Annotated in this window: 20 protein-coding genes; 17 read left to right on the top strand and 3 right to left on the bottom strand. The window is 46.6% G+C overall.

The window, feature by feature from the left end:
* Positions 1 to 13: 13 nt before the first annotated feature.
* The 3 genes from ACUUJN_RS20020 to ACUUJN_RS20010 all read left to right on the top strand — a co-directional run bounded on the left by ACUUJN_RS20020 (position 14) and on the right by ACUUJN_RS20010 (position 3,981).
* Entirely contained in the window at positions 14 to 970 is a 957-nt protein-coding gene (locus ACUUJN_RS20020) for a cation diffusion facilitator family transporter (RefSeq protein ID WP_023989928.1), read from the top strand.
* A 32-nt stretch (positions 971 to 1,002) separates the two neighbouring features.
* Positions 1,003 to 3,399, top strand: a complete 2,397-nt coding sequence (gene recJ / locus ACUUJN_RS20015; RefSeq protein WP_484668858.1) for a single-stranded-DNA-specific exonuclease RecJ — start codon at positions 1,003 to 1,005, stop codon at positions 3,397 to 3,399.
* A 69-nt stretch (positions 3,400 to 3,468) separates the two neighbouring features.
* The gene (locus tag ACUUJN_RS20010; protein WP_028542428.1) at positions 3,469 to 3,981 is read left to right on the top strand and encodes an adenine phosphoribosyltransferase; all 513 of its coding nucleotides are present in this window, start codon (positions 3,469 to 3,471) and stop codon (positions 3,979 to 3,981) included.
* 482 nt (positions 3,982 to 4,463) lie between these two features.
* Here ACUUJN_RS20010 and uraA read toward each other — a convergent pair whose 3' ends face one another.
* Positions 4,464 to 5,774, bottom strand: coding sequence for a uracil permease (gene uraA, locus ACUUJN_RS20005; RefSeq protein ID WP_209943391.1), 1,311 nt, complete (start codon positions 5,772 to 5,774; stop codon positions 4,464 to 4,466).
* 269 nt (positions 5,775 to 6,043) lie between these two features.
* On the opposite strand from uraA, the gene ACUUJN_RS20000 reads away from it, so the two are divergent.
* From ACUUJN_RS20000 to crcB (ACUUJN_RS19935), 14 genes are all read left to right on the top strand, one after another.
* A complete protein-coding gene (locus tag ACUUJN_RS20000; protein ID WP_025720225.1) occupies positions 6,044 to 8,221 on the top strand; it encodes a RelA/SpoT family protein in 2,178 nt (725 codons plus the stop codon).
* 137 nt (positions 8,222 to 8,358) lie between these two features.
* Positions 8,359 to 8,805, top strand: a complete 447-nt coding sequence (gene dtd / locus ACUUJN_RS19995) for a D-aminoacyl-tRNA deacylase (RefSeq protein WP_013372633.1) — start codon at positions 8,359 to 8,361, stop codon at positions 8,803 to 8,805.
* Positions 8,806 to 8,924: 119 nt separating this feature from the next.
* Positions 8,925 to 9,086, top strand: a complete 162-nt coding sequence (locus ACUUJN_RS19990; RefSeq protein WP_264454652.1) for a hypothetical protein — start codon at positions 8,925 to 8,927, stop codon at positions 9,084 to 9,086.
* Positions 9,087 to 9,317: 231 nt separating this feature from the next.
* Positions 9,318 to 9,824, top strand: a complete 507-nt coding sequence (locus tag ACUUJN_RS19985; protein ID WP_013311559.1) for a type 1 glutamine amidotransferase domain-containing protein — start codon at positions 9,318 to 9,320, stop codon at positions 9,822 to 9,824.
* Between the two features lie 62 nt (positions 9,825 to 9,886).
* Complete coding sequence (locus ACUUJN_RS19980) at positions 9,887 to 10,357, top strand: hypothetical protein (protein ID WP_028542430.1); 471 nt, start codon at positions 9,887 to 9,889, stop codon at positions 10,355 to 10,357.
* Between the two features lie 687 nt (positions 10,358 to 11,044).
* A complete protein-coding gene (gene hisS, locus ACUUJN_RS19975) occupies positions 11,045 to 12,289 on the top strand; it encodes a histidine--tRNA ligase (RefSeq protein ID WP_023989920.1) in 1,245 nt (414 codons plus the stop codon).
* An 84-nt stretch (positions 12,290 to 12,373) separates the two neighbouring features.
* Positions 12,374 to 14,152, top strand: coding sequence for an aspartate--tRNA ligase (aspS, locus tag ACUUJN_RS19970; RefSeq protein WP_023989919.1), 1,779 nt, complete (start codon positions 12,374 to 12,376; stop codon positions 14,150 to 14,152).
* A 142-nt stretch (positions 14,153 to 14,294) separates the two neighbouring features.
* Positions 14,295 to 15,044, top strand: a complete 750-nt coding sequence (locus ACUUJN_RS19965; RefSeq protein ID WP_013311554.1) for a tRNA threonylcarbamoyladenosine dehydratase — start codon at positions 14,295 to 14,297, stop codon at positions 15,042 to 15,044.
* A gap of 174 nt (positions 15,045 to 15,218) precedes the next feature.
* Complete coding sequence (locus tag ACUUJN_RS19960) at positions 15,219 to 16,517, top strand: NCS2 family permease (protein ID WP_023989918.1); 1,299 nt, start codon at positions 15,219 to 15,221, stop codon at positions 16,515 to 16,517.
* A gap of 97 nt (positions 16,518 to 16,614) precedes the next feature.
* Positions 16,615 to 18,432 carry an ABC transporter ATP-binding protein gene (locus ACUUJN_RS19955; protein WP_023989917.1) on the top strand — a complete coding sequence of 606 codons (1,818 nt, stop codon included), beginning with the start codon at positions 16,615 to 16,617 and terminating at the stop codon, positions 18,430 to 18,432.
* Between the two features lie 238 nt (positions 18,433 to 18,670).
* The gene (locus ACUUJN_RS19950) at positions 18,671 to 20,812 is read left to right on the top strand and encodes a HelD family protein (RefSeq protein WP_484668857.1); all 2,142 of its coding nucleotides are present in this window, start codon (positions 18,671 to 18,673) and stop codon (positions 20,810 to 20,812) included.
* A 360-nt stretch (positions 20,813 to 21,172) separates the two neighbouring features.
* Positions 21,173 to 22,483, top strand: coding sequence for a replication-associated recombination protein A (locus ACUUJN_RS19945; RefSeq protein ID WP_023989915.1), 1,311 nt, complete (start codon positions 21,173 to 21,175; stop codon positions 22,481 to 22,483).
* An 87-nt stretch (positions 22,484 to 22,570) separates the two neighbouring features.
* On the top strand, positions 22,571 to 22,972 hold the full coding sequence (gene crcB, locus ACUUJN_RS19940) for a fluoride efflux transporter CrcB (protein WP_069079956.1): 402 nt from the start codon (positions 22,571 to 22,573) through the stop codon (positions 22,970 to 22,972).
* Positions 22,969 to 23,325 carry a fluoride efflux transporter CrcB gene (gene crcB, locus ACUUJN_RS19935; protein WP_484668856.1) on the top strand — a complete coding sequence of 119 codons (357 nt, stop codon included), beginning with the start codon at positions 22,969 to 22,971 and terminating at the stop codon, positions 23,323 to 23,325. The genes crcB (ACUUJN_RS19940) and crcB (ACUUJN_RS19935) overlap by 4 nt, the downstream gene beginning before the upstream one ends.
* Positions 23,326 to 23,440: 115 nt before the next feature.
* Here the strand turns inward: crcB (ACUUJN_RS19935) and ACUUJN_RS19930 are convergent, their stop codons facing one another.
* Positions 23,441 to 24,271 (bottom strand): PPK2 family polyphosphate kinase, encoded by an 831-nt coding sequence (locus ACUUJN_RS19930; RefSeq protein WP_023989912.1) that lies wholly within the window; start codon positions 24,269 to 24,271, stop codon positions 23,441 to 23,443.
* A gap of 402 nt (positions 24,272 to 24,673) precedes the next feature.
* On the bottom strand, positions 24,674 to 25,795 hold the full coding sequence (mnmA, locus tag ACUUJN_RS19925; RefSeq protein ID WP_023989910.1) for a tRNA 2-thiouridine(34) synthase MnmA: 1,122 nt from the start codon (positions 25,793 to 25,795) through the stop codon (positions 24,674 to 24,676).
* Positions 25,796 to 25,988: the final 193 nt, after the last annotated feature.

Below are 25,988 nucleotides of genomic sequence, written 5' to 3'. Positions count from 1 at the left end.
AGGGGGAAACGTTGTGAATAGCGAACGCAGCCGATCATTGGAAACTGCGGCGTTGAGCGGGATTGTAGGTAATCTCGCGCTGGCTGTTCTAAAGGGAACCGTCGGTTATGCTGCAAACAGCAAGGCGTTGTTGGGGGATGCACTGCACACGGCTGCGGATAGTGCTTCCCGTTTGCAGGAGCTTCTGTTTTCCAAGGGTGCTACAGGGCACGGAATGCTGGCACGGTTGCGGAACGGTGAAAAGGTTCGGACGGTCATATCTGTGGTGCTGGCTATTTTAGTGCTGATGAGCGGTCTTCAGCTAGCTATCTCGGCGGTTCGTTCATTAAGCAGTTCGGAACCGCAGGCTCCCGGTCTGTATGCATTAATTACCGTATTTATTGCGTTGGTGTTGAGAGAAGCGCTATTTCAGTTTCAATATCGCTACTCGATTAAACATGGTCATAAAGCGGAAGCAGATCGGTACGCTAACCATGAACGTTACTCGCTGTATGCATCGTTGATTGCATTGATCGGCATGATTGGTGCAATGACTGGCGAAGCAATGGAATGGCCTGCATTATTATATCTTGATCCAACCGCAGCTTTGCTGGTAGCCTGTCTGGTGCTGCGTAAAGGATATTTGATGGTAATGAATACCGCTTACCAGGTTCCTGCACAGCCCTTGCAGGAGGAAGACTCCCGACGCTTTATGGAGACGATTCAACGGGTGTATGGTATTGTAACGGTTGAACACTTACATGCCCAGGAAACAGGCCATTTCATAACAGTGGATGTAACGATAAGTGTGAACCCGCGGATTACGGTACAGGAAGCGCAGGAAATTGCCGATCGAGCAAAAAATTTACTGTTAGCCCGTTTTCCACAGGTGACCCATGTACAAATGCAGTTCATTTCTTATCAAGCCGGATATCCTTACAAATCCAATCATGAACTGCCAGATAATGATGTGTCGTCGTTGCTTCAATAGGGCAGACGACTATGAAAGAAAGGTGAATAGGATTGCTTCATTCGCAGTACAGATGGAAGACCCCAGAGGCTAACCTGGAAGCGGCTCAGCTGTTGACAGAAGAACTGGGGATTTCACCATTGTTGTCCCGGCTTTTAGTGAACCGGGGCGTCACTACCGCCGGGGAAGCAAACCGCTTTTTGTACGGAAGTGTGGACGATGTACACGACCCTTTTCTGCTTCTTGGTATGAAAGAAGCCGTGCCGAGAATTCGCCAGGCTCTGGAACGTGGCGAGCATATATTAATCTATGGCGATTATGATGCGGACGGCGTATCCAGTACATCATTGATGATTCAGCTCATGCGTTTTCTGAAGGCTTCCTATGATATTTATATTCCCCATCGTTCTAATGAGGGATATGGTCTGCATAATCATGCCCTTGATTGGGCTCATCAGCAGGGAGTTACGCTGGTCATTACGGTAGATACGGGAATTAGTGCAGTAGAGCAAATTATTTATGCAACTTCCTTGGGGATAGATGTTATTGTGACGGATCATCATGAGCCGCCTGCTGTACTTCCCGAGGCATATACTTTGATTAATCCGAAGCTACCCGGTTGCCCATACCCATTTAAAGGTCTTGCAGGTGTTGGTGTTGCCCTGAAGCTCGCCCAGGCGCTGTTGGGTGAGGTGCCGGAGGAATGGTTTGAAATCGCCGCTATCGGCACGGTAGCCGATCTGATGCCACTACATGGTGAAAATCGGACGATGGTACGCAGAGGGATTCAATCCATGAGAAACTCTGCATTTCCGGGTATTCGTGCGTTGCTCCATGTAGCGGGCGTGGATATATCTAAAGTGACTTCAGTCAACATCGCATTTGCATTGGCTCCGCGGATTAATGCCAGCGGGCGCTTGGATCATGCGGGACGAGCAGTTTCTCTGCTGACGACAGAAAAAGAGGAAGAAGCAGATCAACTTGCGCATGCGCTGGACCTGCTCAATCGTGAGCGTCAACAGGTGGTCGAACGTATTGTGGAGCAAGCCGAGCAACAATTGGCATCCAAACTGAATGGAGGCAAGCTACCGTCAGTTATTGTGTTGGCTGGTGAAGGCTGGAATGTCGGCGTTGTCGGAATTGTGGCATCCAAGCTATTGGATCGTTATTATCGACCGACCATTATTCTTGGTATAGATGCTGAGACAGGCATGTGCAAAGGTTCTGCCCGTTCTATTCCTGCATTGGATATTTACAGTGCTCTTACGGACAGCCATGAGCTTATGGAGCATTTTGGGGGTCATCCTTCGGCTGCGGGTATGACGCTGTCCCGTGACAATCTGGAATTGTTTGAAGAGCAGCTGAACCGCTATGCGGGTTCCATTCTGACACCAGAAGATCTCATTCCTGTAGCTGAAGCTGATATGGTCTGTCGTTTGGACGAGGTATCTTTGCAAGTGGTTGAAGAACTGGAGTTGCTTCAGCCTTTTGGTATGGGGAATCCTTCTCCACGATTCGTATTACAGGGACTGCAATTGCGTGAAGCTCGTAAAATGGGACGTGAGAAAAATCATGTGAAGCTCTTGCTGGAGCAGAACGGTTTATCGCTGGACGCGATTGCCTTCCGTCGTGGCGATTTGGCTGATTTTTTACAGCAACAAACGGAGATAGATCTGCTGGGTGAATTGTCAATTAACGAATGGAACGGTAAAAGGTCTCTCCAGCTAATGATGCAGGACATTCGAGTGCAGGAGCCGCAAATTTTTGATTATCGTGGAGTGTCGGACCCTTTTGCCGAATTAGAGCGGGGACTCAAGATCTTTCATCCACGCATAGAGGAAAGAAAGAAAGACGTTGCGGTGTTGATCCACCCGTCATCTAGGCTTCGTCCCTCGGGTTCCGTGGATGCTGAATCCTTATGGTTGTACGATAAAGATGGCAGCGTTATTCCCAGTGATGGTCAAAGAGATGCACAGCACTCTGTAAAGTCGCTGTTCGTACTAGAGCCGCCGGATACACCGGATCAGTTTCAGGCATTATGGTCTACCTTTGAGAATGTAGAGAACGTATTTCTTCTTCATTCGGTCAGTGAGCGTGGCGGTCGACTCGTAAGCCCCGACAGAGAGCTGTTCAAGCGTATTTACGTTGTGCTTTCCCGAATGGGGACACAGCCTATTGATGAAAAAGCAATGCTGCCTGCTCTTAGCCGACAGTGCTCCTGTTCAGTACGCATGTTATCCAAAGTATTGGACATCTTCGAAGAACTTGAGTTTATGACGCGTACAGATGGTCAATTCTGTTTTGTATCCAATCCGCCTAAGCGGGATTTAACAGCTTCTCCACGCTATCAGGAATTGTATAATATGGCTGAGATGGAGAAGTACTTGTTGGATGCGGACACTACCCAGATGACGAGCTGGATTATGTCGCTTATGAAGGGCGCGTCTTGAGATACTATTTCGCAATTTATGTTGTAAAATGTATATACTAATTTGAAGTTTACAGTAGGAGGAACTAAGTTGGACTACAAAGAATATATTCGGGTGATTTCCGATTTTCCACAACCAGGGATTAGTTTTAAGGACATTACGACCCTGATGAAAAATGGTGAACTATACCGCAAGGCTATCAACGATATGAAGGAACTGGTATCGGATTTGAAAATTGATTTGATTGCAGGGCCAGAAGCACGTGGGTTCGTTGTTGGTGCTCCTTTGGCTTATGCGCTTGGTGTTGGTTTTATTCCCATCCGTAAAAGTGGCAAGCTCCCTGGGGAAACCATTGAGGAAGCATACGGTTTGGAGTATGGTAAAGATACGCTGGCGATGCATAAGGATGCTATAGAGCCAGGCCAAAATGTTTTGATTGCTGATGACCTGCTTGCTACAGGTGGAACTATTGCTACATCCGTGAACTTGGTACGCCAGCTTGGTGGTAATGTGGCAGGGGCTGCTTTTCTTATTGAGCTGTCTGACTTAAACGGTCGGGCGAAACTGACTGATGTAGATGTATTCACCCTGATTACGTATTAAGTATTTTGAAACCCGGGTTTCCCGGGAAATAATTATGTGCGGATCGCCTAAATAGTCCGATGGAACATCTCTTTATCTAAAGAGTTGCTCCATCGGACTATTTTGTTTCTTTGTTGGAAAATAGGTATGAAAAAATTTCGTAAATGTCTATGAACAATAAAAAAAGGAGCAGAGGTGGTCATAAGGAGCATAGTGGTCATACTGATTTCAATTAGTTTTTGTTTTATTTTTTGCTAAGCAGAAGCTAGATACGGAAATAAGTCAAAAATGCTGCTCGTTGCTTATCGAGGGTCTAAGCGGTTATTGCAACTAACTTGGATGGGGTGCTCTGAAGATGGATGAAGGAGTATCTATTTTAAAAAGGCCGTGCATAAAAAAACGCCGCTCCATGAGATATGGATCTTTACACGCTTGTCTATACATTCTGAGCGTGTTGACCCATAACTAACATGGAGCGGCGTTTCAAAGTTTAAAAACAGATATCAATCTGGTATTTTCTCGGTTAAAGGTTCCTGCGATTTATCGTTGGACCAGCCGAGCACGTCAATCAGCTTGAAGAACAAGCTGAGGATGATGCCGATGATTGTAGCCAATGCCATACCTTTCAAGGTTACAGCACCCCAAGTGAGCGTAGTACCACTGATTCCGACAACAAGCACGATGGTCGCAAGCAGCATGTTGGTTGGCTTGGCGAAATCCACCTTTTGCTCAACGAAGATTCTTAGACCGGAGGCAGCGATGACACCGAATAATAGTAAGGATACGCCGCCCATAACTGGAGCTGGAATATTAGAAACAATCGCTGAGAACGTGCCTGAGAAGGACAGCAAGATGGCAATGACAGCCGCTCCGCCAATGACCCATACAGAGTACACTTTAGTTAATGCCATGACACCAATATTTTCACCATAAGTCGTATTAGGTGTAGAACCGACAAAACCGGAAATGACGGTGGAAATACCGTTACCCAGCAGTGAGCGATGGAGACCAGGATCTTTGGACAACTCGCGCCCGACAATGTTGCTAGTCACAAGTAAGTGACCAATATGCTCTACGATGACAACCAGAGCAACAGGAAGAATCGTCAGCATAGCAGAGGTATTAAAAACTGGAGTGGTAATTGCAGGATGTCCGAAAAAAGGAGCGTCTGCAATGGCCTGTGTATTGACCATGCCCATAAAATAAGCAAGCACATAGCCCACTACGATACCGATCAGAATATGAATGATTTTGGCAAACCCGCGAAACAACACTGCACCCAGAACAGTGACCCCGAGTGTAACGAGCGAAAGAGTAATCGTTTTGGGATCTGGAGTCCAGGCTTTAGTAGGATCGGCATTGATAATGCCTGCCATGCCTGCTGCAACCGGAACCAGTTCTAGACCGATTAAGGCTACGATGGAGCCCATAACAGCTGGAGGAAAAACGACGTCCAGCCAACGGGTTCCGGCATATTTGATTACCAGTGCGACGAGGCAGAAAATAATACCTGTAACGATGAAAGCACCGAGAGCCATAGCATAGCCGTTGCCGCCGGGATTGTTTTTAAGCACAAGACTGACGGGAGCGATAAAAGCGAAGCTGGAGCCGAGATAGGCGGGAATTTTGCCGCGGCAGATCCATATGTACAACAATGTGCCAATACCGTTCATTAGCAAAATCATGCCGGGATCGACGCCGAAAATATTCGGCACCAGCACAGTGCTGCCAAACATGGCAAACAAATGCTGTACGCTGAGCAGGAACCCGGGTCCTGCCGATAGCTTTTCATTAACTTGAATTTCGCGTTGCAACGCAGTTCACTCCTTAGTTCTTTCAATTATTCTTATATACATTAATTACTTTTCGTAATTTTTTCAATATAATTCGTTTCATTTCGTCAACAATCCTCATTTTACTTATCCATGTGTGACAGAATAATGCGACAATGCCAAACCTGTAATAGTTGACGTGCGACGTGCTAACCGTCATAATTGTAGGAAATCACTTTTAAAAGGGAACCTTTGCGCGACATTGATCGGCGGGTTCCATTTTGCATAGAAAGGACACGGAATAGAGCAGAATGGGGATAGAGCAATTACTTAAAAAGGCCGGGGCCTATACCAGAGAAGCAGATCTTATCCGCATCAGGGACGCCTATGATTTTGCCGAGCAGGCCCATTCCGGCCAGACTCGTAAGTCCGGTGAACCTTATATTCTGCATCCGCTTGCGGTTGCTGATATCGTCGTTAATATGCAGATGGATACCATCTCCATTATCGCCGCTCTTTTACATGACGTTGTGGAGGATACGACGGTGTCTTTGGCGCAGATTCGCGAGCATTTTGGCGATACATGTGCGATGCTTGTCGATGGTCTGACGAAGCTGGAGCGTATCCAGTTCCGTTCCAAGGAAGAACAACAGAACGAAAATTATCGAAAAATGTTTATTGCTATGGCGCAGGACATTCGTGTCATCGTCATTAAGTTAGCAGATCGTCTGCATAACATGCGTACTTTGAAATATCAGTCAGAGGAAAGCCAGCGTCGGATTGCTTATGAAACGTTGGAGATTTTCTGTCCGGTTGCGAATCGACTGGGTATTTCAGCTATTAAATGGGAAATGGAAGATATTGCTCTACGCTATCTGAATCCTCAGCAGTATTATCGCATCGCTAATTTGATGCATAAGAAGCGGGCCGAGCGGGAGCAGTTTATTGATAATGTCATACAGCGTATCAGAGAGAAGCTAGAAGAGATGGGCATTCAGGCTGATCTGTCCGGACGCCCTAAACATATTTACAGTGTGTTTAAAAAAATGACGACGAAGAACAAACAATTCAATGAAATATATGATTTGCTGGCGATTCGAATTATTGTGGATAACATTAAAGACTGTTACGCCACACTGGGGATTATCCATACGTTGTGGAAGCCAATGCCGGGGCGGTTTAAAGATTATATCGCTATGCCTAAGGCCAATATGTATCAGTCCCTTCATACGACAGTAGTAGGTCCCAACGGGGAGCCTACCGAGGTACAAATTCGCACAGTGGATATGCACCGTACCGCTGAATTCGGGATTGCGGCCCATTGGGCCTATAAAGAAGGCAACGGAGCAAACAACACTAACTTTGAGGATAAAATCACCTTTTTTCGAGAAATCCTGGAGCTGCAAAATGAGGCGAAGGATGCGTCGGAATTTGTGGAATCGCTCAAAATGGACTTTTTCTCAGACCTTGTGTTTGTGTTTACTCCTAAGGGTGAGGTCATTGAGTTGCCGGCCGGATCCGTTCCGCTGGACTTTGCTTTCCGTATTCATACCGAAGTTGGCAATCGAACGATTGGCTCTAAGGTAAATGGAAGAATCGTACCTTTGGATTATCGGCTTAAAACCGGTGATATTGTCGAAATTATGACGTCCAAGCATTCTTATGGACCTAGTCAGGACTGGCTCAAAATTGCTCAGTCCTCTCACGCGCGCAGTAAAATCAAACAATGGTTCAAGAAAGAAAAGCGTGAGGAGAATGTTGAAAAAGGCCGCGAAAATCTGGAACGTGAGCTAAGAAAACGTGATATCGAGCCATCGGTGTGGATGAGCGACGACAAGCTTCAGGAAGTGGCACAGAAGTTCTCTTTTAACGATTCCGAAGATATGCTGTCTGCGATTGGCTTTGGTGGTATAACCGCAGCGCAGGTCTGTACACGGTTGACAGAGAAGCTGCGTAAGGAACAAGAAGAGGCACGGTTGATCGAATTGACGACCGAGGTCAAGGAGTACAAGCCGCAGGGCGAACGAAAAAAAACACCGACCAACGGTGTCAGCGTCAGAGGCGTCGATAATTTACTCGTTCGTTTTGCACGATGTTGTAATCCCGTACCGGGAGATGACATCATCGGCTATGTAACACGTGGACGCGGCGTATCCGTTCACCGGACGGATTGCCCGAATATTCCTTCGGGTACGGGCGAAGACCAGGCGCGTGTAATTGAAGTGGAGTGGGAAGAAGCAGCGGAAGTCAATTACAGTGTTGATATTGAGATTACCGGGCATGATCGCAACGGTTTGCTGAATGAAGTGCTTCAGGCCATTTCTGAGAACAAAACCAGCTTCTCGGCCGTTACAGGTCGTACAGATAAAAATAAAATGGCGATGATTCACATCACAATTCTCATTCGCAACACGGATCATTTGCATTCTGTTGTCGAACGGATTAAACGGGTGAAGGATGTATACACTGTGCATCGGATTATGCAATAACCTTATTAAGCGTACAGATAGGTTTATAGCCTTTGTAACACATCTTGGGTATAAAGACCCATAGGCGGCTAAAAGAGCCGTAATACGGCTATGAGCACCTTTTAAAAGGGAAGGTTAAAGGAGATATCGGATAGGCGATGAAGATCATTATTCAGCGCTGTAAAGACGCTCAGGTAACGGTGAATCAAAAGGTGGTCGGCAAGATTGGAACCGGATTAATGCTGCTGGTTGGTATTGGTCAGGGAGATACAGCAGCCGATGCCGTTTATTTGGCGGATAAAACAGCGGGATTACGTATATTTGAGGATGCTGAAGGTAAAATGAATGACAGCGTTCTGGATGTCGGTGGAGCCATTTTGTCTGTCTCTCAATTTACGTTGTATGGTGACTGCCGTAAAGGAAGAAGGCCTAACTTTATGGGGGCGGCCAAACCTGAGGAAGCGGAGAAGCTGTATGATTTCTTCAACAGTCAGCTTCGAGCCAAGGGGCTGGAGGTAGAAACGGGAATTTTTGGGGCTATGATGGATGTTTCATTGACGAACTGGGGCCCAGTGACACTGATTTTGGATAGCGAACGTTCGTAGCTGTGCGTTTATGGGTATGATTCGGGTAGAATAAAATAGCTGTTTAGAGGGACCATAATGTCATCCCGATTGGTGATTAGCCAGGCGGATAGCCTAAGGGTGACAGGAGAAACGAAGCTATGCGTCAAACCCCAAAAATGGATGGGCATCGAAGCACTGTGCTGCTTTTTCCCGGTAGTATGCAGGAGGCAATCAACCTTACTCGTAATGCTGATACGTTATTGCAGCATGTTGCAACAGCCATCGACAAGCCGGGACGCGGTGCTTTGCCGCGCAGGTAACATCGGGTTAAATGGAGCGTTAATGAGGTGCTACCCGAAAGCAGCACAAAGAGGTCAAAAATAAAATATGTAGCATTGAATTAGTGCAGGAGCCGAAAGGCTCCTTTTTCTTTTCCACCGCTGCGAATTGTTATAAAAACTGATCAAGCGGGTAATAACAAAGCGTGGTAGACAAACAAACTTAATTTTAAACTTGTTTTGAGGATAACCGGAAAGGAGATCTGAACATTAATGAGTAAAATTGCATTTTTATTGGCTGACCAATTTGAAGATTCTGAAATGAAGGTACCTTATGATGAATTAAAAAAGGCTGGACATGAGGCAGATATTGTTGGGCTGAAGCAAGGTGAGAAAGTGAGCGGTAAGCAAGGTAAAGCAAGCTACACTATTGAAAAAGCCATTGCAGATGTGAAATCAAGTGATTATGATGCAGTTGTTATTCCCGGCGGATCCTCCCCGGAAAATCTACGACTGGATGCAAATGTTCTGAAATTTGTGACTGAAATTAATGAGTCCAAAAAAACGATAGGCGCTATCTGTCACGGGCCACAAATTTTGGCGAGTGCTGATTTGTTACAAGGCCGGACGATTACAGCTTATCCTCCATTGAAAGATGACTTGATTAATGCGGGTGCTCATTTTGAGGATCGAGAGGCGGTTGTGGACGGTAACTTTATTACGTCTCGGACCCCTAAGGATGAGCCAGCCTTTGTGCGTGAGTTATTAAAAGTATTGTAATTTGAACGCAAATATTTTCTTAGATTAATGCCAGTACAATTCCCAAACGAGGAGGATTTGATATGGCAAAACAGATTCAGGCTTATTTTCGCACAGAAGATGAAGCTGAGGGTGCCAGAGCTTCGCTTCAAGCTTATAGAACCGAACATTTGGAAGTAGGTGCTTTGGGTGATACGCTCGGCCGGGAGACGAGAGTTTTAATTCCGCTGGTCCCCTATAACAATACAGGCTCTGTGAGCACAGGAGGCTCTGCGGGTGCGGCAATCCCTGCGGCGGGTGCTTATGGCGAGAATATTCTACCAGATGCGAAGGATGACCAGATTAACTCTGGCTCAGCCCAAAGGGATCTGGATGAAGATCGGAACGGAACAACGAATCATGATGGAGGGTTGCTCCGTGCGACAGATGTGTATATTAACGGTGATCAAGATGAATTGCGGTATGTATTATCAGCAAAGGTGAATGACGCCGATTATGATGAGGTCATTTATAAGCTACGTTCCAATCGTGGATATGTATCGCAGTTGGATTAAAGCTGAGAGCGCGCCACAAGATTGTCGATACTTGAGGGATTTAGCCGCAAAAGAGTGACTGTAATACAATTGTAATATTCAAAACATCATTCCTTAATATTCGTTGTTTATAATAACAGCATGACCCCCTTTTGATATATCTTTTGAACCTGCGGACCGTTTCCGCAGGTTATTTTCTTTTTATAAGCCTTATTTGTCCGATTATAGGGAGAATGTCTTGACTTTGTCGAAGCGGTTCATTAAAATCATAAAATAATGAAAAATGATTTGATGACGGGACCAAGTACTCCGAACCCACAAGCGCAGAGAGGAATTTCCAGGCTGTAAAAATTCCCTTGATGAGCGGATGAATGACCTCCCCGAGAACAGGCGGCGAACAATTGAGGAAACCCTACTGAAAGTGCATTGCAACTGTGCCTACAGTGGATGGTCCTGCATAATAGCCGTACTGCGCGTTACGGGCGTTATACGTATGAGCGGAGTCAGCATAATGCTGACGGGCAATGAGTGATTCTTATGCTGGTTGTCTGGGCAAACTCCGGAATGTGGGTGGTACCACGGGTGATTGTAAACGACAATCCCTCGTCCCTGTTAATGTTAACAGGACGAGGGATTTTTTGTTTTATATTGAAAGTGGAGCAAGAAGAAAGTGCACAATACGAAATACAACGATGGGGGGATACGTTAATGGCCTTTCAAAAACCGACAGGAACACAGGATTTGCTGCCGGGCAGTGTGGAAAAGTGGCAAGTTGTCGAGGAAAAAGCCCGTGAGATTAGCCGCCGCTTTAATTACCGAGAGATTCGTACGCCAATGTTCGAACAAACGAATTTGTTCGTTCGAGGTGTGGGTGAAACGACGGATGTGGTGGAAAAAGAAATGTATACTTTTGAGGATAAAGGGAAGCGCAGCATGACTTTGCGTCCGGAAGGAACAGCAGGGGTTGTCCGCTCCTATGTGGAGAACAAACTGTACGGGGAGCCGGATGTAACTAAGCTGTATTATATCGGCCCGATGTTCCGGTATGAGCGTCCACAGGCTGGGCGTCAGCGCCAGTTTCACCAATTTGGAATTGAAGCATTTGGTGCGGTCGATCCGGCGTTGGATGCAGAAGTTATTGCTTTCGGGTATCAATTCTGCCGTGAGCTGGGCTTGAAAGGAGTACAGGTGGAGATTAACTCCGTCGGTAATGCAGCCAGCCGGGCAGCTTATCGTCAGCATCTGGTGGACTTCTTGATGCCAATTAAGGATACGTTGACCAAGGAGAGCCAAGCACGCATTGAGCGTAATCCGCTGCGAGTGCTGGATAGCAAAGATGACCAGGACAAATTTGGAGGTGCACCTTCGATTTTGGATAGCTTGGACGAGGAATCTCGCACACACTTTGAGAAAGTGAAGCAAAATTTGGATGCCATGGGCGTGGAATATACAGTTAACCCGCGTTTGGTACGGGGGCTGGATTATTATACGTTGACAGCGTTCGAATTCAAAGCTGAAGGAATTGGTGCCATAGATACGATCGGTGGAGGCGGCCGCTACAACGGATTGGTTGGAGATTTGGGCGGACCGGATCAGCCGGGCATTGGTTTTGGCATTGGACTGGAGCGAATTCAGCTGATCCTGGAACATCAAGGTGTCAAACTGAACGAAGCCAAGCCGTTAGATATCTATATGGTAGCATTGGGAGAAGCAGCAGAAACAGAAGTGACCAAACAACTATTCAAGTTGCGTCAAGCCGGATTTTCCGCAGAACGAGATTATCTGGGGCGTAAAATGAAGGCACAGATGAAATCAGCCGATCGCTTTAAAGCAAGGTATACTGCGATTCTGGGTGAGGATGAGCTGGTTCAAGGTGAAATTGCACTGAAAAACATGGAAACTGGCGAGCAGCGTACCGTTAAGCTGGATCAGCTGGTGGAAGAATTAGGATAAGCAAAATGATGTAACATCAATCAGTGGAGCTTCTTCTGGTTGTCATATAGCATTAACTACTAAACATAAACAGGAGTGTGTATTATGAAAAGGAGTCATGAGTGCGGCGCATTGACCCATGCGCATATCGGAGAAACAGTTACATTGAACGGTTGGGTACAAACCCGTCGTGATTTGGGGGGCGTACTTTTTATTGACCTGCGTGACCGTAGCGGAATTGTACAAATTGTGTTTAATCCGGCATATTCCGGTGACGCACTGCAAATTGCGGATCGTGTTCGTAGTGAATACGTGCTTGAGGTTACCGGTACTATTGTTAAGCGTGATGCAGAAACCATTAACCCGAATCTGCCTACAGGTGAAATTGAAGTGCGTGTCACTGAAATTGAAGTATTAAATGCTTCCAAAACACCTCCGTTCTTCATTGAAAATGGTGTAGAAGTGGACGAGTCTCTGCGTTTGAAATACCGTTATTTGGACCTGCGTCGTCCGGAAATGTACCAGACGTTGAAACTGCGCTCCAAAGCAGCAAAAATATTCCGTGACTTCCTGGACGGAGAAGAGTTCGTCGAGGTGGAAACACCAATTTTGACGAAAAGCTCCCCAGAGGGCGCACGTGATTATCTGGTACCTAGCCGGGTGCATGAAGGTGAGTTTTTCGCCTTGCCGCAATCGCCACAACTGTACAAGCAATTGCTGATGGTGGGTGGCCTGGAGCGCTACTACCAAATTGCACGTTGTTTCCGTGATGAAGATTTGCGTGCTGACCGTCAGCCTGAATTTACGCAGGTCGACATCGAGACCTCCTTCATGCAACAGGATGACTTGCTGCCAATGATGGAGCGTCTTATGGTGAAATTGTTCAAAGAAACCGTTGGGGTAGAACTGGAAACACCGTTCCAACGGATTACACATGCTGATGCGATGGACAAATACGGCTCGGACAAGCCGGACCTGCGTTTTGGCCTTGAGTTGATTAAAGTCAATGATATCGTGGCAACTAGTGGTGTAAAAGTATTCGCTTCCGTAATTGAAAAGGGTGGCGAAGTAAAAGTCCTCAATGCCAAAGGATGTGGCACTTGGAGTCGTAAGGAGATTGATGACCTGGGTCCTTACGCTGCACGCTATGGAGCTAAAGGCTTGGCTTGGATTCAAGTGAAGGAAGGCGAATTCAAGGGGCCTATCGTTAAATTCTTCACACCGGAAGAAATCGAAGCATTGAAGGAGCGCACAGGAGCCGAAGAAGGCGATCTGTTACTCTTCTCTGCGGATAATAAAAAGGTAGTTGCTGATGTATTGGGCGCACTTCGTCTGAAAATTGGCCGTCATTTGGGACTGATCGACGATAACAAATTCAAATTTGCCTGGGTTGTAGACTTCCCGCTTCTCGGCTATGACGAAGAACAAAAACGTTATGTGGCGGAACACCATCCGTTCACCCGTCCGAAGGACGAAGACCTTGGCCTCTTGGATACCGATCCAGGTCAAGTTCGTGCTCAAGCCTATGACATCGTACTGAACGGCTACGAAGTGGGCGGCGGCTCGATGCGGATTTACAAACGTGATGTTCAGGAGAAAATGTTCAAAGCTCTCAACCTGGCGCCGGAAGAAGTTACTGATAAATTCGGCTATCTGTTGGATGCGTTCGAATATGGTACGCCTCCACATGGTGGTATTGCCTTCGGTTTTGACCGCCTCGTGATGTTGCTTGCAGGTCGTACAAACCTGCGCGAAACGATTGCATTCCCGAAAACAGCTAGTGCGACAGACCTGCTTATGGATGCACCAGCCGAAGTAGATCAAGCTCAATTGGAACAGCTTCATATCCGTATTGCTCCGAAGCCTGTTGCTCCTAAAGCTTAAGACGTTTGCAAGTGCCATCCATTGGCATGAGATAGCTTATAGAATGCCATGAACCCGTTACCCTCATATGGATAATGGGTTCGTGGTTTGTATGCTGGAGTTCAGGCATAGAGTTTAAATCAGTGAGGGAGGATATACCATATTGTTGCATCAATTTTCACGAACGGAATTGGCCATTGGAACTGAAGGTCTAGAGGTTATGAAAAATAGCACAGTGGCCGTGCTTGGTATCGGCGGTGTCGGTTCGATTGCAGTGGAAGCGCTGGCGCGCACGGGTGTTGGACGTATCATTTTGATTGATAAAGATGTTGTAGATATCACCAATATTAATCGCCAGATACATGCGTTGACAACGACGGTAGGCCAAAAAAAGGCTGATCTGATGGTAGAGCGTGTGAAGCTGATTAATCCTGAATGTGAAGCAATTGCACTGAACATGTTTTATACGGAAGAAACATATGAGGAGCTGTTCAAGTACGAACTGGATTATGTGCTGGATGCTTCGGATACGATTATTTACAAAATTCATTTGATTAAGGAATGCCTGAAACGGGGGATTCCGATGATCTCCAGTATGGGGGCTGCGAACAAAATGGATCCGAGTCGTTTTCAAGTTGCAGATATTTCCCAGACGAGAATGGACCCGATTGCCCGTGTCATCCGCACCAAGTTGCGCAAGGAAGGTATTACCAAAGGCGTCAAGGTTGTATTCTCCGATGAAGAACCAATGAAGCCACGTGAAGAAATTACAAAAAAAATTGTACCTGCAAACGCACCTGAAATCCGGAAGGCGAAGCAGCCGCCTGCAAGCAATGCATTTGTACCTCCGGTAGCAGGACTGATCATGGTTAGTGTAGCCGTGAAGGATTTGTTAGAACATGCTGGTGTGTAAGTTGCAAAAATAGCATGGCAGTTCATTCGTAGATTTACATCAGTATGTATTCACTTTAAGACCTGTAGTTCTGTGCATCACATCCTTTGTGTCACAGTTGCTACAGCTCTTTTTTGTTTTGAAAAAGCGCAGCTTACTGCAAACAGATTGAACAACTTGCTGGAGGGTTTTGGTATGAAGGATGGACTGTGGTCCAGAAGTCTCGGTTTCAAGCCCGAGCATCATTGGAAAAAGGAATTAGCCGCTGGGGCCATTTCTTATTTTTCCGTTGTATACATTGTTATGGTTAATGCAACTATTTTGGCAGATGCCGGGATTCCCCTCCAAGGGGCAATGCTCGGGACACTGCTGACATCAATGATTGGCTGCCTGCTTATGGCTTTTGGTGGGAAATCTCCAATGGTCGTTGTACCAGGTATGGGGATTAATGCCTTTTTCACTTATACGCTCGTGCATTCTATGAAGCTGAGTTGGCAGGAAGCGTTGATGGTGGTTGCCATCACAGGGATCTTATTCGCCATTGTGGCCTTTACATCATTGTACAAGCTGATTAGCCAAGCGATTCCCCATAATTTGCAGCACGGAATTACGGTAGGCATTGGTTTGTTTTTAACCTTTATCGGATTGCAAAAAAGCGGCATCGTGATTGCTCATCAGACGACTTTTGTGGCTATTGGCCATTTTAATGATCCCAAGGTAATTACGGCTTGTGTAACGTTGCTGCTCGCTATTGTATTGTTTGTGCGTAACGTTCAGGGAGGTTTACTAATTAGCATTTTGGCGGGAACTGGGCTTGCTTATATACTGGGAGCTGTAGAGCCTACAAGCACGGTACGAACCTCTGAAACGGTGCGACAGTATGGGCAATTGTTTGGAGAGCTTTCCTTTTCAGGCATTGTCTCGGTAGCTTTTTGGATCGCTGTCTTTTTGCTCCTACTCATTGTACTATTCGAGAATATTGGTATGATTACTGCACAAACCAACATGATCGGAAGACCGGATTTATTTAAAAACAGCTTGCGTGTGTTGGCTGTAACCAATATCTTTGCCGGTATTTTGGGCAGCAGTCCGGCGGTAGCCGCTGCGGAATCGACGGCTGGTATTGCAGCGGGGGGACGCTCGGGAATGACACCGCTGGTAACTGCTATTTTATTCGGGGCGACGTTTTTCTTTATTCCACTGTTGGCTTATATTCCTGACAGTGCCATTGCGCCCGTGTTGATCATCATTGGGGGTCTAATGGTGCAAAATGTGCGAGAGATGGATTTCAGTGATTTTACTGAAGCGTTTCCTGCATTTCTGATCATGGTAATGATGCCCTTTACTTACAGTATTGTAGACGGGATGGCATTTGGTTTTATTGCATACCCCGTAGCCAAGCTGGCAGCAGGACGGGGCAAGGAAGTGCCTGTCGCATTATATATCATTTCTGTACTATTTGTGGCTAACTTTGTGCTTCATTCTCTGGTGTAGTAAACTCGAAGATAGATTGTACTGTTCATACCCGCGCAGAGCGCGGGTGTTGTTGTTTGAACAAGAATGGTCAGACAGGAAGCGAGGTTGATGGTATATGGAAAAAGAACATCATATACACCGAGATGAGCAGGAGGACCGGATGAAGGAAAAGCCGGGTAAAAGACCCGATAAGGCTGGCATGGGGCGGTTTATCAAATTGATTGCGAGTGCGCATCCGCCCAAGGCCATTCTGATCATCGCCCTGATTCTGACGCTGATTCAGACCACTGCTGGTTTAATCGTACCCATGATGACCAAAGGGTTGATTGATGGCTTGACCTTTTCTTCATTAAACCGTATGGTCATTGTTGGTCTGCTTGGCGCTTTTGTGCTTCAAGCGGTGGCTTCGGCGGTTTCTATCTATATGTTGAACTATGCTGGGCATAAGATTGTGGCTAATTTGCGCAAACGCTTATGGCATAAAATCTTATCTCTACCTATCCCTTACTTTGATCGAAATCGGTCAGGAGATACGATGAGTCGTGTCACCAATGATACAAGCCTGATTATGAACTTAATTACGGAGTATCTAGTCAATCTGATTTCTAATGTGATTGCAATTATTGGTGGTATTGCATTGTTATTTTATCTGGATTGGGTGATGACGCTCATTATTATGGCTATTGTTCCGCTAACAGCCCTGATTTTATTTCCTGTAGGCAGAAAAATGTACCGTATCTCCAAAAAACAGCAGGATGAGATGGCAGATCTGACCTCAGTGTTGAGTCAGGTTATCGGCGAAATCAGACTGGTGAAGGCCTACGGAACCGAAAGCAGAGAGGCTCAGGCCGGTGAGGATCGTATTTACCGGATGTTCCGCTTCGGTTTGCAAGAGTCACGCATCCTAGCTCTTGTAGGTCCCATTTCTACCTTCTTGTTGACTGCAGTGCTGGTCATTATATTGGGTGTTGGTGGTGTTCGTGTCGCATCGGGTGTGCTGACCGCTGGGGATTTGGTGGCTTTTATTTTGCTGCTGTTTCAGGTGATCACACCGATGGCACAATTCACGACCCTGTATTCACGACTACAAAAGGTGGTTGGGGCTACTGAACGGATTCAGACGATTTTAGATCATGAAGAGGAACCGCTCGAGTTGAAGCAGGAAGCGGCAAAAGAGAGCAGAGATATTATACTTCGTGATGTTGCCTTTTCCTATACTGAAGGTGAAGAGGTCCTTCATAATGCGAACTTGGTCATCCCGGCTAACCGGACGACAGCATTCGTGGGACCGAGTGGAAGTGGGAAGTCCACCTTGTTTTCATTGTTGGAACGCTTTTATGTGCCGGATACAGGGGAAATTCGTTATGGAGACGAACCGATATCGTCATATACACTTTCCTCCTGGCGCTCCAAAATTGGTTATGTATCGCAGGAAAGCTCAATGATGACCGGAACGGTCAGAGATAACATTACATATGGCTTGGGGCGCGAAGCTGACTTGGAAGAAGTGAGACGAGCAGCCACGATGGCGTATGCGGATACATTTATTATGGATCTACCTCAAGGCTACAACACTGAGGTGGGAGAACGGGGAATGAAGCTGTCTGGAGGGCAGCGTCAACGGATCGCTATTGCGCGTGCGCTTCTTCGTAGCCCTGACATTCTCATGCTGGATGAGGCTACATCTAGTCTGGACAGCTCATCTGAGCATGAGGTACAGAAGGCCCTAGCGAACTTGATGGAAGGACGCACGACGATTGTCATTGCTCATCGTTTGTCTACAGTGGTTCACTCCGATCAGATTATCGTGTTGGACAAGGGCAAGGTGACCGGTGCAGGAACTCATACTGAGTTATTAGAGTCCCATCAGGTGTACCGTGAGCTGGCTCAAAAGCAGTTTGTGGAGATGGGGGAAAGAAGTATGGAGTATTAGAGGCCGCTTCGCGTGTGATTTGATCCTCCGATCGCTCCGCTTCTTCGGATTCAAATCACACGCTCCACTGGTGCCGCAAAGCTCCATACTTTTGTAAAAGAATAGGGAAAAAGGCGTATTAGGAAATAAGGTTGGATTTTTATGGTTAAATGTGTTACGCTTACTTTCCTTTTTTTGTGTCGGAGCAAGTGAATGCGATGCAGAAATCGAGACTTGATATTCTTAGGAGGTAACTGAAATGGAGAATGAGTTTCAAAGTGCCTATCAAGAAGAACAGCATAGGCTGTCGCTTGCTATGGAGGAAATTGATCGGAGATTGGAACGGCTTCGCAATACGCCGGTGTACACCGGGCATGATTTTACGGAGCAAGTGCTGGAATCGGCACGGGAGGAAAAACGTCAGGCTTTGGCCAAAAGCTCACAGGAGCCTTATTTTGGTCGTATGGATTTTGACGAGCGTGGCAGAGGGCAGCGGAAGCCACTTTATATCGGTAAAATTGGAGTGGAGCGTGAAGAAACGTCAGCGTATCCGCTGGTGATTGATTGGCGTGCACCGATTGCCAGCTTGTTTTATTCGTTTACAGGTGGTGAAGAAACCGCGTCTTACGAAGCTCCTGAGGGAACCATTGAGGGCTTGGTCTATCTGAAGCGTAATGTTGTCATTCGGAAAAAAATCCTGGAACGGGTAGCCGATACATATAATCGTGAAAGCGACGAGCCTGCCGTTTCTGATGAGTTTCTCGTTTATCGTTTGGGAGAAAACAAGGATAACCGTTTACGGGATATCGTGTCTACCATTCAGGCGGAGCAGGATCAGATCATCCGCGCGGCCAAAAATACAGCCCTCGTTATTCAGGGGGTAGCGGGTAGTGGCAAGACGACGGTAGCGCTGCATCGTCTCGCATTTTTGCTGTATCAATACAAGGATCAGGTATCAGCGGACAAAATGGTAATTTTCGCACCAAACCATATGTTCCTTGACTATATTTCAGATGTACTTCCAGAGCTGGGGGTCGGGAATATTCAGCAAAGTACATTTGCAGACTGGGCACTGGACTTATTGGGTTTGGATTTACCTTTGGCTGATCCTGCCGAAACATTATCTTATTGGTTTGAGAGTGGCAGTCTGAGAAAGGAATCCATGGATGAGGCGCCGGGAAGATTCAAGGGCTCGGTTCACTTTATGGAGTTGCTTCAAGCTTTTGTTGAACGACTGGAGCCCATCTCCGTGCCCGAGGGGGATTTTTCACCATGGGATGGAGCGGTGCTGCAACAAGCTGAGATTTTGAATTGGTTTAATGAGGAATATAAGCCTTATCCGCTCGCGAAGCGGAAGGAGCGTGTGCTGGCAAGAGTGCACCGCTGGATTGAAATGGAACTGAAAAAGTCGCCTTCGGCGGCAGCGCTCAAGGAACGCAAGAAAAAGGCAGGGACACGGGAAAAGGCATATGCTAAAAAATGGCCACAATATGACACACTGACGCTCTATAAGCAGCTTTTTCAGGCAGCTAAAGGGTTACCCGCAGATACGGCTGCGGAGATGAAGGCTTCTCTGCCGACTGCTATTTTTAAGACCACACAGTCGGACCTGCGAAAACAGATTATCCGTGAAGAAGATCTGACTGCGTTAGTGTATCTTCACGTGCTGATTCATGAGGTAGAGTCATCTCAACGTTTTGACCATGTGGTCATTGATGAAGCGCAGGATTTTTCACCTTTTCATATCGCATTGCTGGATTTGTTCGTGAAAGGGCATTCCTTCACTATACTGGGCGATTTATCGCAGGGCATTCATGAATACCGTGGCGTACATGCGTGGGAGGAAATGAGTTCTCTTTTTGCGCCGGAACATACAGGGTATTTTGCACTTACGCGGAGCTATAGATCAACCTTGGAAATTATAGAATTTGCAAACACAATTTTGGAGCAGGGAGTTCGCGGCGGTATTACGGCAGTTCCGGTATTTCGTAGTGGCGATCCGGTGCGTACGATGTCTTACGACTCATCGGTGCGTAAGCAGAGTTTGCTCACCGCTCTAAAAGAGCTGTCCTCCAAGGAGTATCGTACTGTTTCTGTGCTGACCCGTACCTTAAAAGAGGCTGTGGAGCTACATGAGGTTTTCACAAGCGCGGGGTTGGATGTGAATTTGATTGACGGTGGTAAAAAGCAATATGAAGGCGGATTGTCGGTACTGCCTGTGTACCTATCCAAAGGTCTGGAGTTCGATGCAGTTATTGTGGCGGATGCCGACCATGAGCATTATGGAGAACGGGCATGGGATGCCAAGCTGCTGTATGTAGGATGTACCCGTGCGCTGCATGAGCTGTGGCTATTGCATGATGGCTCACTTCCTAGTTACGTACAGGCACAGACGGAGTAAACAGAAAAGCGTTGTAAAGCATCGCCTGAGTTGTTGTATTCCTTTTTGTTTACTGTTTATCTTAGTGATGGAAATTAGGAAGTCATGTCAGTCGAAGAACAGCCACGAAATTCATCTTTCGTCTAAGGCTGTTCTTTCTTTTTTTGTGGGCGACTGACTTGGAGATCTACAGCTGTGCCGTGACCATGCTATCTGCAACTTGTTAACGGATATGGTAGAATAAGAGGCGGTTTACACTGTATCAGGATTATAGATGACTTGAATTTTCATGATTTTTAACCGTATGAGCGAACATAATATAGTAGGTTTTCGAAGAAAAAGAGAAAGTGTTCGTTCATAAACCATAAGGAAGTGAATGAAATGGACTTATTTTCATATTCCCAAGAGTCAACGCCAAGCAATCGGTTGCTTGCGGATCGCTTGCGTCCGACTTCGCTGGATGAATATATTGGACAGGAGCATGTTGTGGGTCCGGGTAAGCTGCTGCGAAGAGCTATAGAGGCAGATCAGGTCTCTTCTATTTTGTTGTACGGACCACCGGGGTGCGGCAAAACAACGCTGGCACATATCATCTCGCAACACACGCAAGGCGATTTTGTACGTCTGAATGCTGTAGAAGCATCTGTGAAAGACGTAAGAGAAGTCATTGACCGTGCACAGACGAATAAATCGATGTATGGCAAAAAAACTATTTTGTTTCTCGACGAGGTACATCGGTTTAACAGTTCACGTCAGGATGCACTGTTGCCTGCGGTGGAAAAGGGCACGATCGTGTTTATTGGCGCCACGACTGAAAATCCCTTTCACTACGTCAACGGCGCTTTAATGAGCCGTTCTACGCTGTTCCAGCTTGAAGCGCTAACGCAGGAGCATTCGCTGGCTGCTATGCGCCGCGCCTTGAGCGATGCGGACAAAGGGCTCGGCTACATGCAGCTTCAGGTAGATGAAGCTGCACTGGCTCACATCGCGTCCATGGCGAACGGTGATATCCGCCGCGCTTTGAACGCGCTAGAACTGGCGGCGCTCACGACGCCTCCGCTGGCAGACGGCACGATTCACGTGACACTGGAAGTCGCAGAGGAATCCATTCGCCGCCCGATTGTCAAAGCAGATGAATCCACGCAGTATGACGTGCTGTCGGCCTTTCACAAAAGCATTCGCGGCTCTAGCGACGCCGCGCTATTCTGGTTCCTGTACGCCGTAGAAAAGCTCGGCATGGACCCGATGACCTTTATCCGCCGCCTCATCGCGGCGAGCAGTGAGGACATTGGCCTGGCGAACCCGCAGGCAATGGTGCAAGCGGTGAGTGCGCTTGAAGCTTATCGCAATAACGGCTGGCCCGAGGCCAAACTGAACATTGCACAGGCCATTTTGTTTGCCGTGGAAAGCCCAAAATCGAATGCCGTATATACAGCGATTTCACGGGCCATGTCGGCTATGGACGATATCAAATCGGCCGAGGTGCCACTCCATTTGCGTGACGCACACTACAAAGGCTCGGAAAAGCTCGGTCATGTTGGCTATCAATATCCACATAATTATCCGAATCATTATGTGAAGCAGCAATATTTGCCCGATTCGATAGCAGACCAAACCTTCTACCAGGCTACTGAGCAGGGGAATGAATCCAAAATCAGGCAAAACCAGCGGTGGCGGGATTCCCAGTCTTAATATATATGTACGACTTCATATACAGAGTGTGTACGAAATCGTCACGTTACACCATGATCGTGCAAGAGCGAAGAAGGGGATAAGAAGATGAAAGACGTGCTATTCGTTGCCGCGGGCGGAGCGCTTGGAACCTCTACCCGTTATGGCCTGCAATCGCTGTTGCCTGCGGCGGGTGCGGATTTTCCACTTGGTGTGCTGCTAATCAATTGGATCGGCTGCCTGTTTCTTGGTTGGTTCTTTACGGTAACCTTGCGATCATGGCGGATCAAGCCGCGATTGCGACTTGCCATCGGAACAGGCTTTACAGGGGGCTTTACCACCTTTTCCACCTTTGCAGTGGATGCTGTCCGCCTCACGGTTCACGATCGTATGCTGACGGCTGTGTTGTACCTGCTGCTTAGCGTAGGCGGAGGGCTGTTTTTGACATGGACAGGTATCCGCCTAGGTTCAAAAATGACGCAGGCTGCTCCCAAGGAGGAACGCTTATGATCTGGTGGGCAGCGGCAGGCGGTATCGTGGGTACACTGGCGAGATACGGGCTTGGCATGTGGGCCGGAAAGAGGTTTGGTACCGCATTTCCGTGGGGGACGTGGATCATTAACGTCAGCGGTTCATTGCTGCTAGGCTGGCTCTATGGCGAGTTTACGCAAAACCATTTGTCTCCTGCACTCTGGATGCTGCTAGGAACAGGCTTTTGTGGCGGCTACACCACCTTTTCCACATTTGGCTATGAATCTCTTCAACTGGTGGAGCGTAAAGAATACCGACGCATGGCTACGTATGTACTGTCCTCTGTCGTGGTAGGAGTTGTAGCTGCGGCTATCGGGTACAGAGTCAGTTAAGCTTTATACATTTTCGAAATAACACGTAAAAATGCAATAAAAAGCTTCCAATCCCGTACTCAAGGCATTTTCAGCCGTGATAAGGTTTCGGAAGCTTAGTGCTGTACCTATACAGCTATTTTTTATCTCGTTCTTTGTACAATTCAGGTAAAAGGGATTCAAGTTCAGGTCTTGGATCAGGATCAGACAACTTCATTTCCTCCAGCGTTTGGACGGCAATCCGTAGCACAGTATAATCCCTATACCAACGGTTGTCTGAAGGAACGACATACCAAGGAGCTTGTTTGGTTGCGCTTAGCTCTAATACATCCTCATAATACTGGGTATATTGCTTCCAAAATTTTCGTTCCTGCAAGTCACTTGGATCGAGTTTCCAGTTTTTGTGAGGCTTTTCAATTCGGTCGATCAGCTTTTCTAACTGAAATTGCTTTGAAATATGTAAAAAGATTTTAACCACCTTTACACCATTATCCAGCAACAACTGTTCAAAATGCTTGATATGCTTAATATTCCGTTTGGCCTGCTTATCGGATATCTGTCCGTGAACACGTGTAATCAGCACATCCTCGTAATAAGAACGGTTAAATGCTGCAATATATCCACGTCCTGGGGTAACGCTATGAGCACGCCACAAGAAATCATGACTTAATTCCTCAGCCGTAGGTGATTTAAAGCTGTGGACAGTCACCCCCGCAGGGTTAAGGTTGGAAAATACCTGTTTGATGACGCCATCTTTGCCGCTGCAATCCATACCCTGAAATACAAACAAAACGGATTGTTTTTTCTCTGTAAATAATTTGCTTTGTAATTCCGTGAAGCGTTCCTTCAATTGATCTGTTTCCAGTCGGATTTCTTCTTTATTTTTGATATTCTTCGTATCCTTGGGGTCCCATTCTTTCAAAGAAACTTTTTTACCCGGTGTCAGCATTCCTAATGAATCAGACATAAAGGCACGCTCCTTTTCAATTGAAGTATGATCTTGTCTACATCATATACCCAAATGAGGATGTTATCAAAAGTTCCTTATGTATTAATGGTCTTTCAAGTTAATTCGAAAAGGATTACATAGGGAAGAAGTTAGAAGTCCATTGTAGCGATCTTATTTAAATATGACGGTTCCTATTTTAAATGGGAAGCATACCAATGGATTAAAAAAGGGACGTGCATACACCATGGAAAATTTTTTGCAAGGAATGTTTGTCCAGCATGACAGACATCATAAAGAGCAGATTATCAATTCTTTACAAGCCATTACTAAAAACATCTTTCATTAAAAAAGTCGCCTCCCAAATCTGGAGAGACGACTTTTTTAATTCCCTGCTATATCAATGCAAAATGGTCATTTTATTTAAACTGTTTCAGGCTGAAGTTTTTCAACCTTATCAATGGTTCCGCCACCCAGACAGCGTTCCCCGTCGTAAAATACAACAGCTTGTCCAGGCGTAATGGCCTTTTGATGTACATCGAATATGACATGCACGGTTCCATCCGCAAGCCATTGTAAAGTTACTTGCTGATCAGGTTGGCGATAACGGAACTTGGCTGTGCAACGGAATTCGCTGGTCGGACGAGTATCTGCGCCTTCAATCCAGTTCACGTCCGTTGCAATCAGGCTGGTAGAATACAGACTGTGGTGACGATCACCTTGTACCACATACAGAATATTCTTCTCCAGATCCTTATCCGCTACAAACCACGGTTCGCCTGAACCCGATCCGCCAATGCCCAAGCCTTGTCGTTGACCCAGTGTATAGTACATCAGACCATCGTGACGTCCTTTGACTTCACCAGTAGCGATATCCACCATGTCTCCACCTTTTGCAGGCAGATATCCACTCAGAAACTCCTTGAAATTACGCTCGCCGATAAAGCATACGCCTGTGCTGTCTTTCTTCTTGGCCGTATACAGTCCCGCAGCTTCCGCAATTTTACGTACTTCTGGTTTCGGCAGATGACCGATGGGAAACATCGCTCGGGACAACTGTGTTTGGCTTAATGCATTTAGGAAATAAGTCTGATCCTTGTTGCTATCCACACCTCGCAGCAAAGTAAAGTGGCCGTCTTCTTCCACAACCCGTGCATAATGTCCAGTAGCAACATAATCTGCTCCCAAATCCAGCGCTTTATTTAGAAACTCGCCGAATTTAATTTCACGGTTACACATGACATCCGGGTTGGGTGTGCGTCCAGCTTTATATTCATCAAGAAAATAGGAGAATACTTTATCGAAGTATTCTTTCTCAAAATTGACGGTATAGTAAGGAATGTCGATCTGTTCACAGACACGGCGCACATCCTCCGCATCCTCCTCAGCCGTACAACGGCCAAATTCATCCGTGTCATCCCAGTTTTTCATGAAGATGCCGATTACGTCATAGCCCTGCTCCTTCAGCAGCAGCGCGGTAACGGATGAGTCGACGCCACCGGACATCCCGACGACGACACGGGTTTCATGATTGGCTTTAGCCATGGTCATCACCCAATTCTTTCAATATTGTTGTAGAACCCACCTATTGTAACATAAACGATAATAAGATACGATGTTTGGACGATCAAACGACACGGCGAACGATGGAAGAAAGCTATATAAAATGGGCTAAAGCTGTTCCAAATCGCTCGAAAGCAACTTTTTTTAAGATTGTTACCGTAATGTTTCCCTTTAC

It is taken from the genome of Paenibacillus sp. LRG-1, assembly GCF_057220305.1.
Note: the sequence above shows the minus strand (reverse complement) of the source record. Positions and strands in the feature narration are given on the sequence as shown.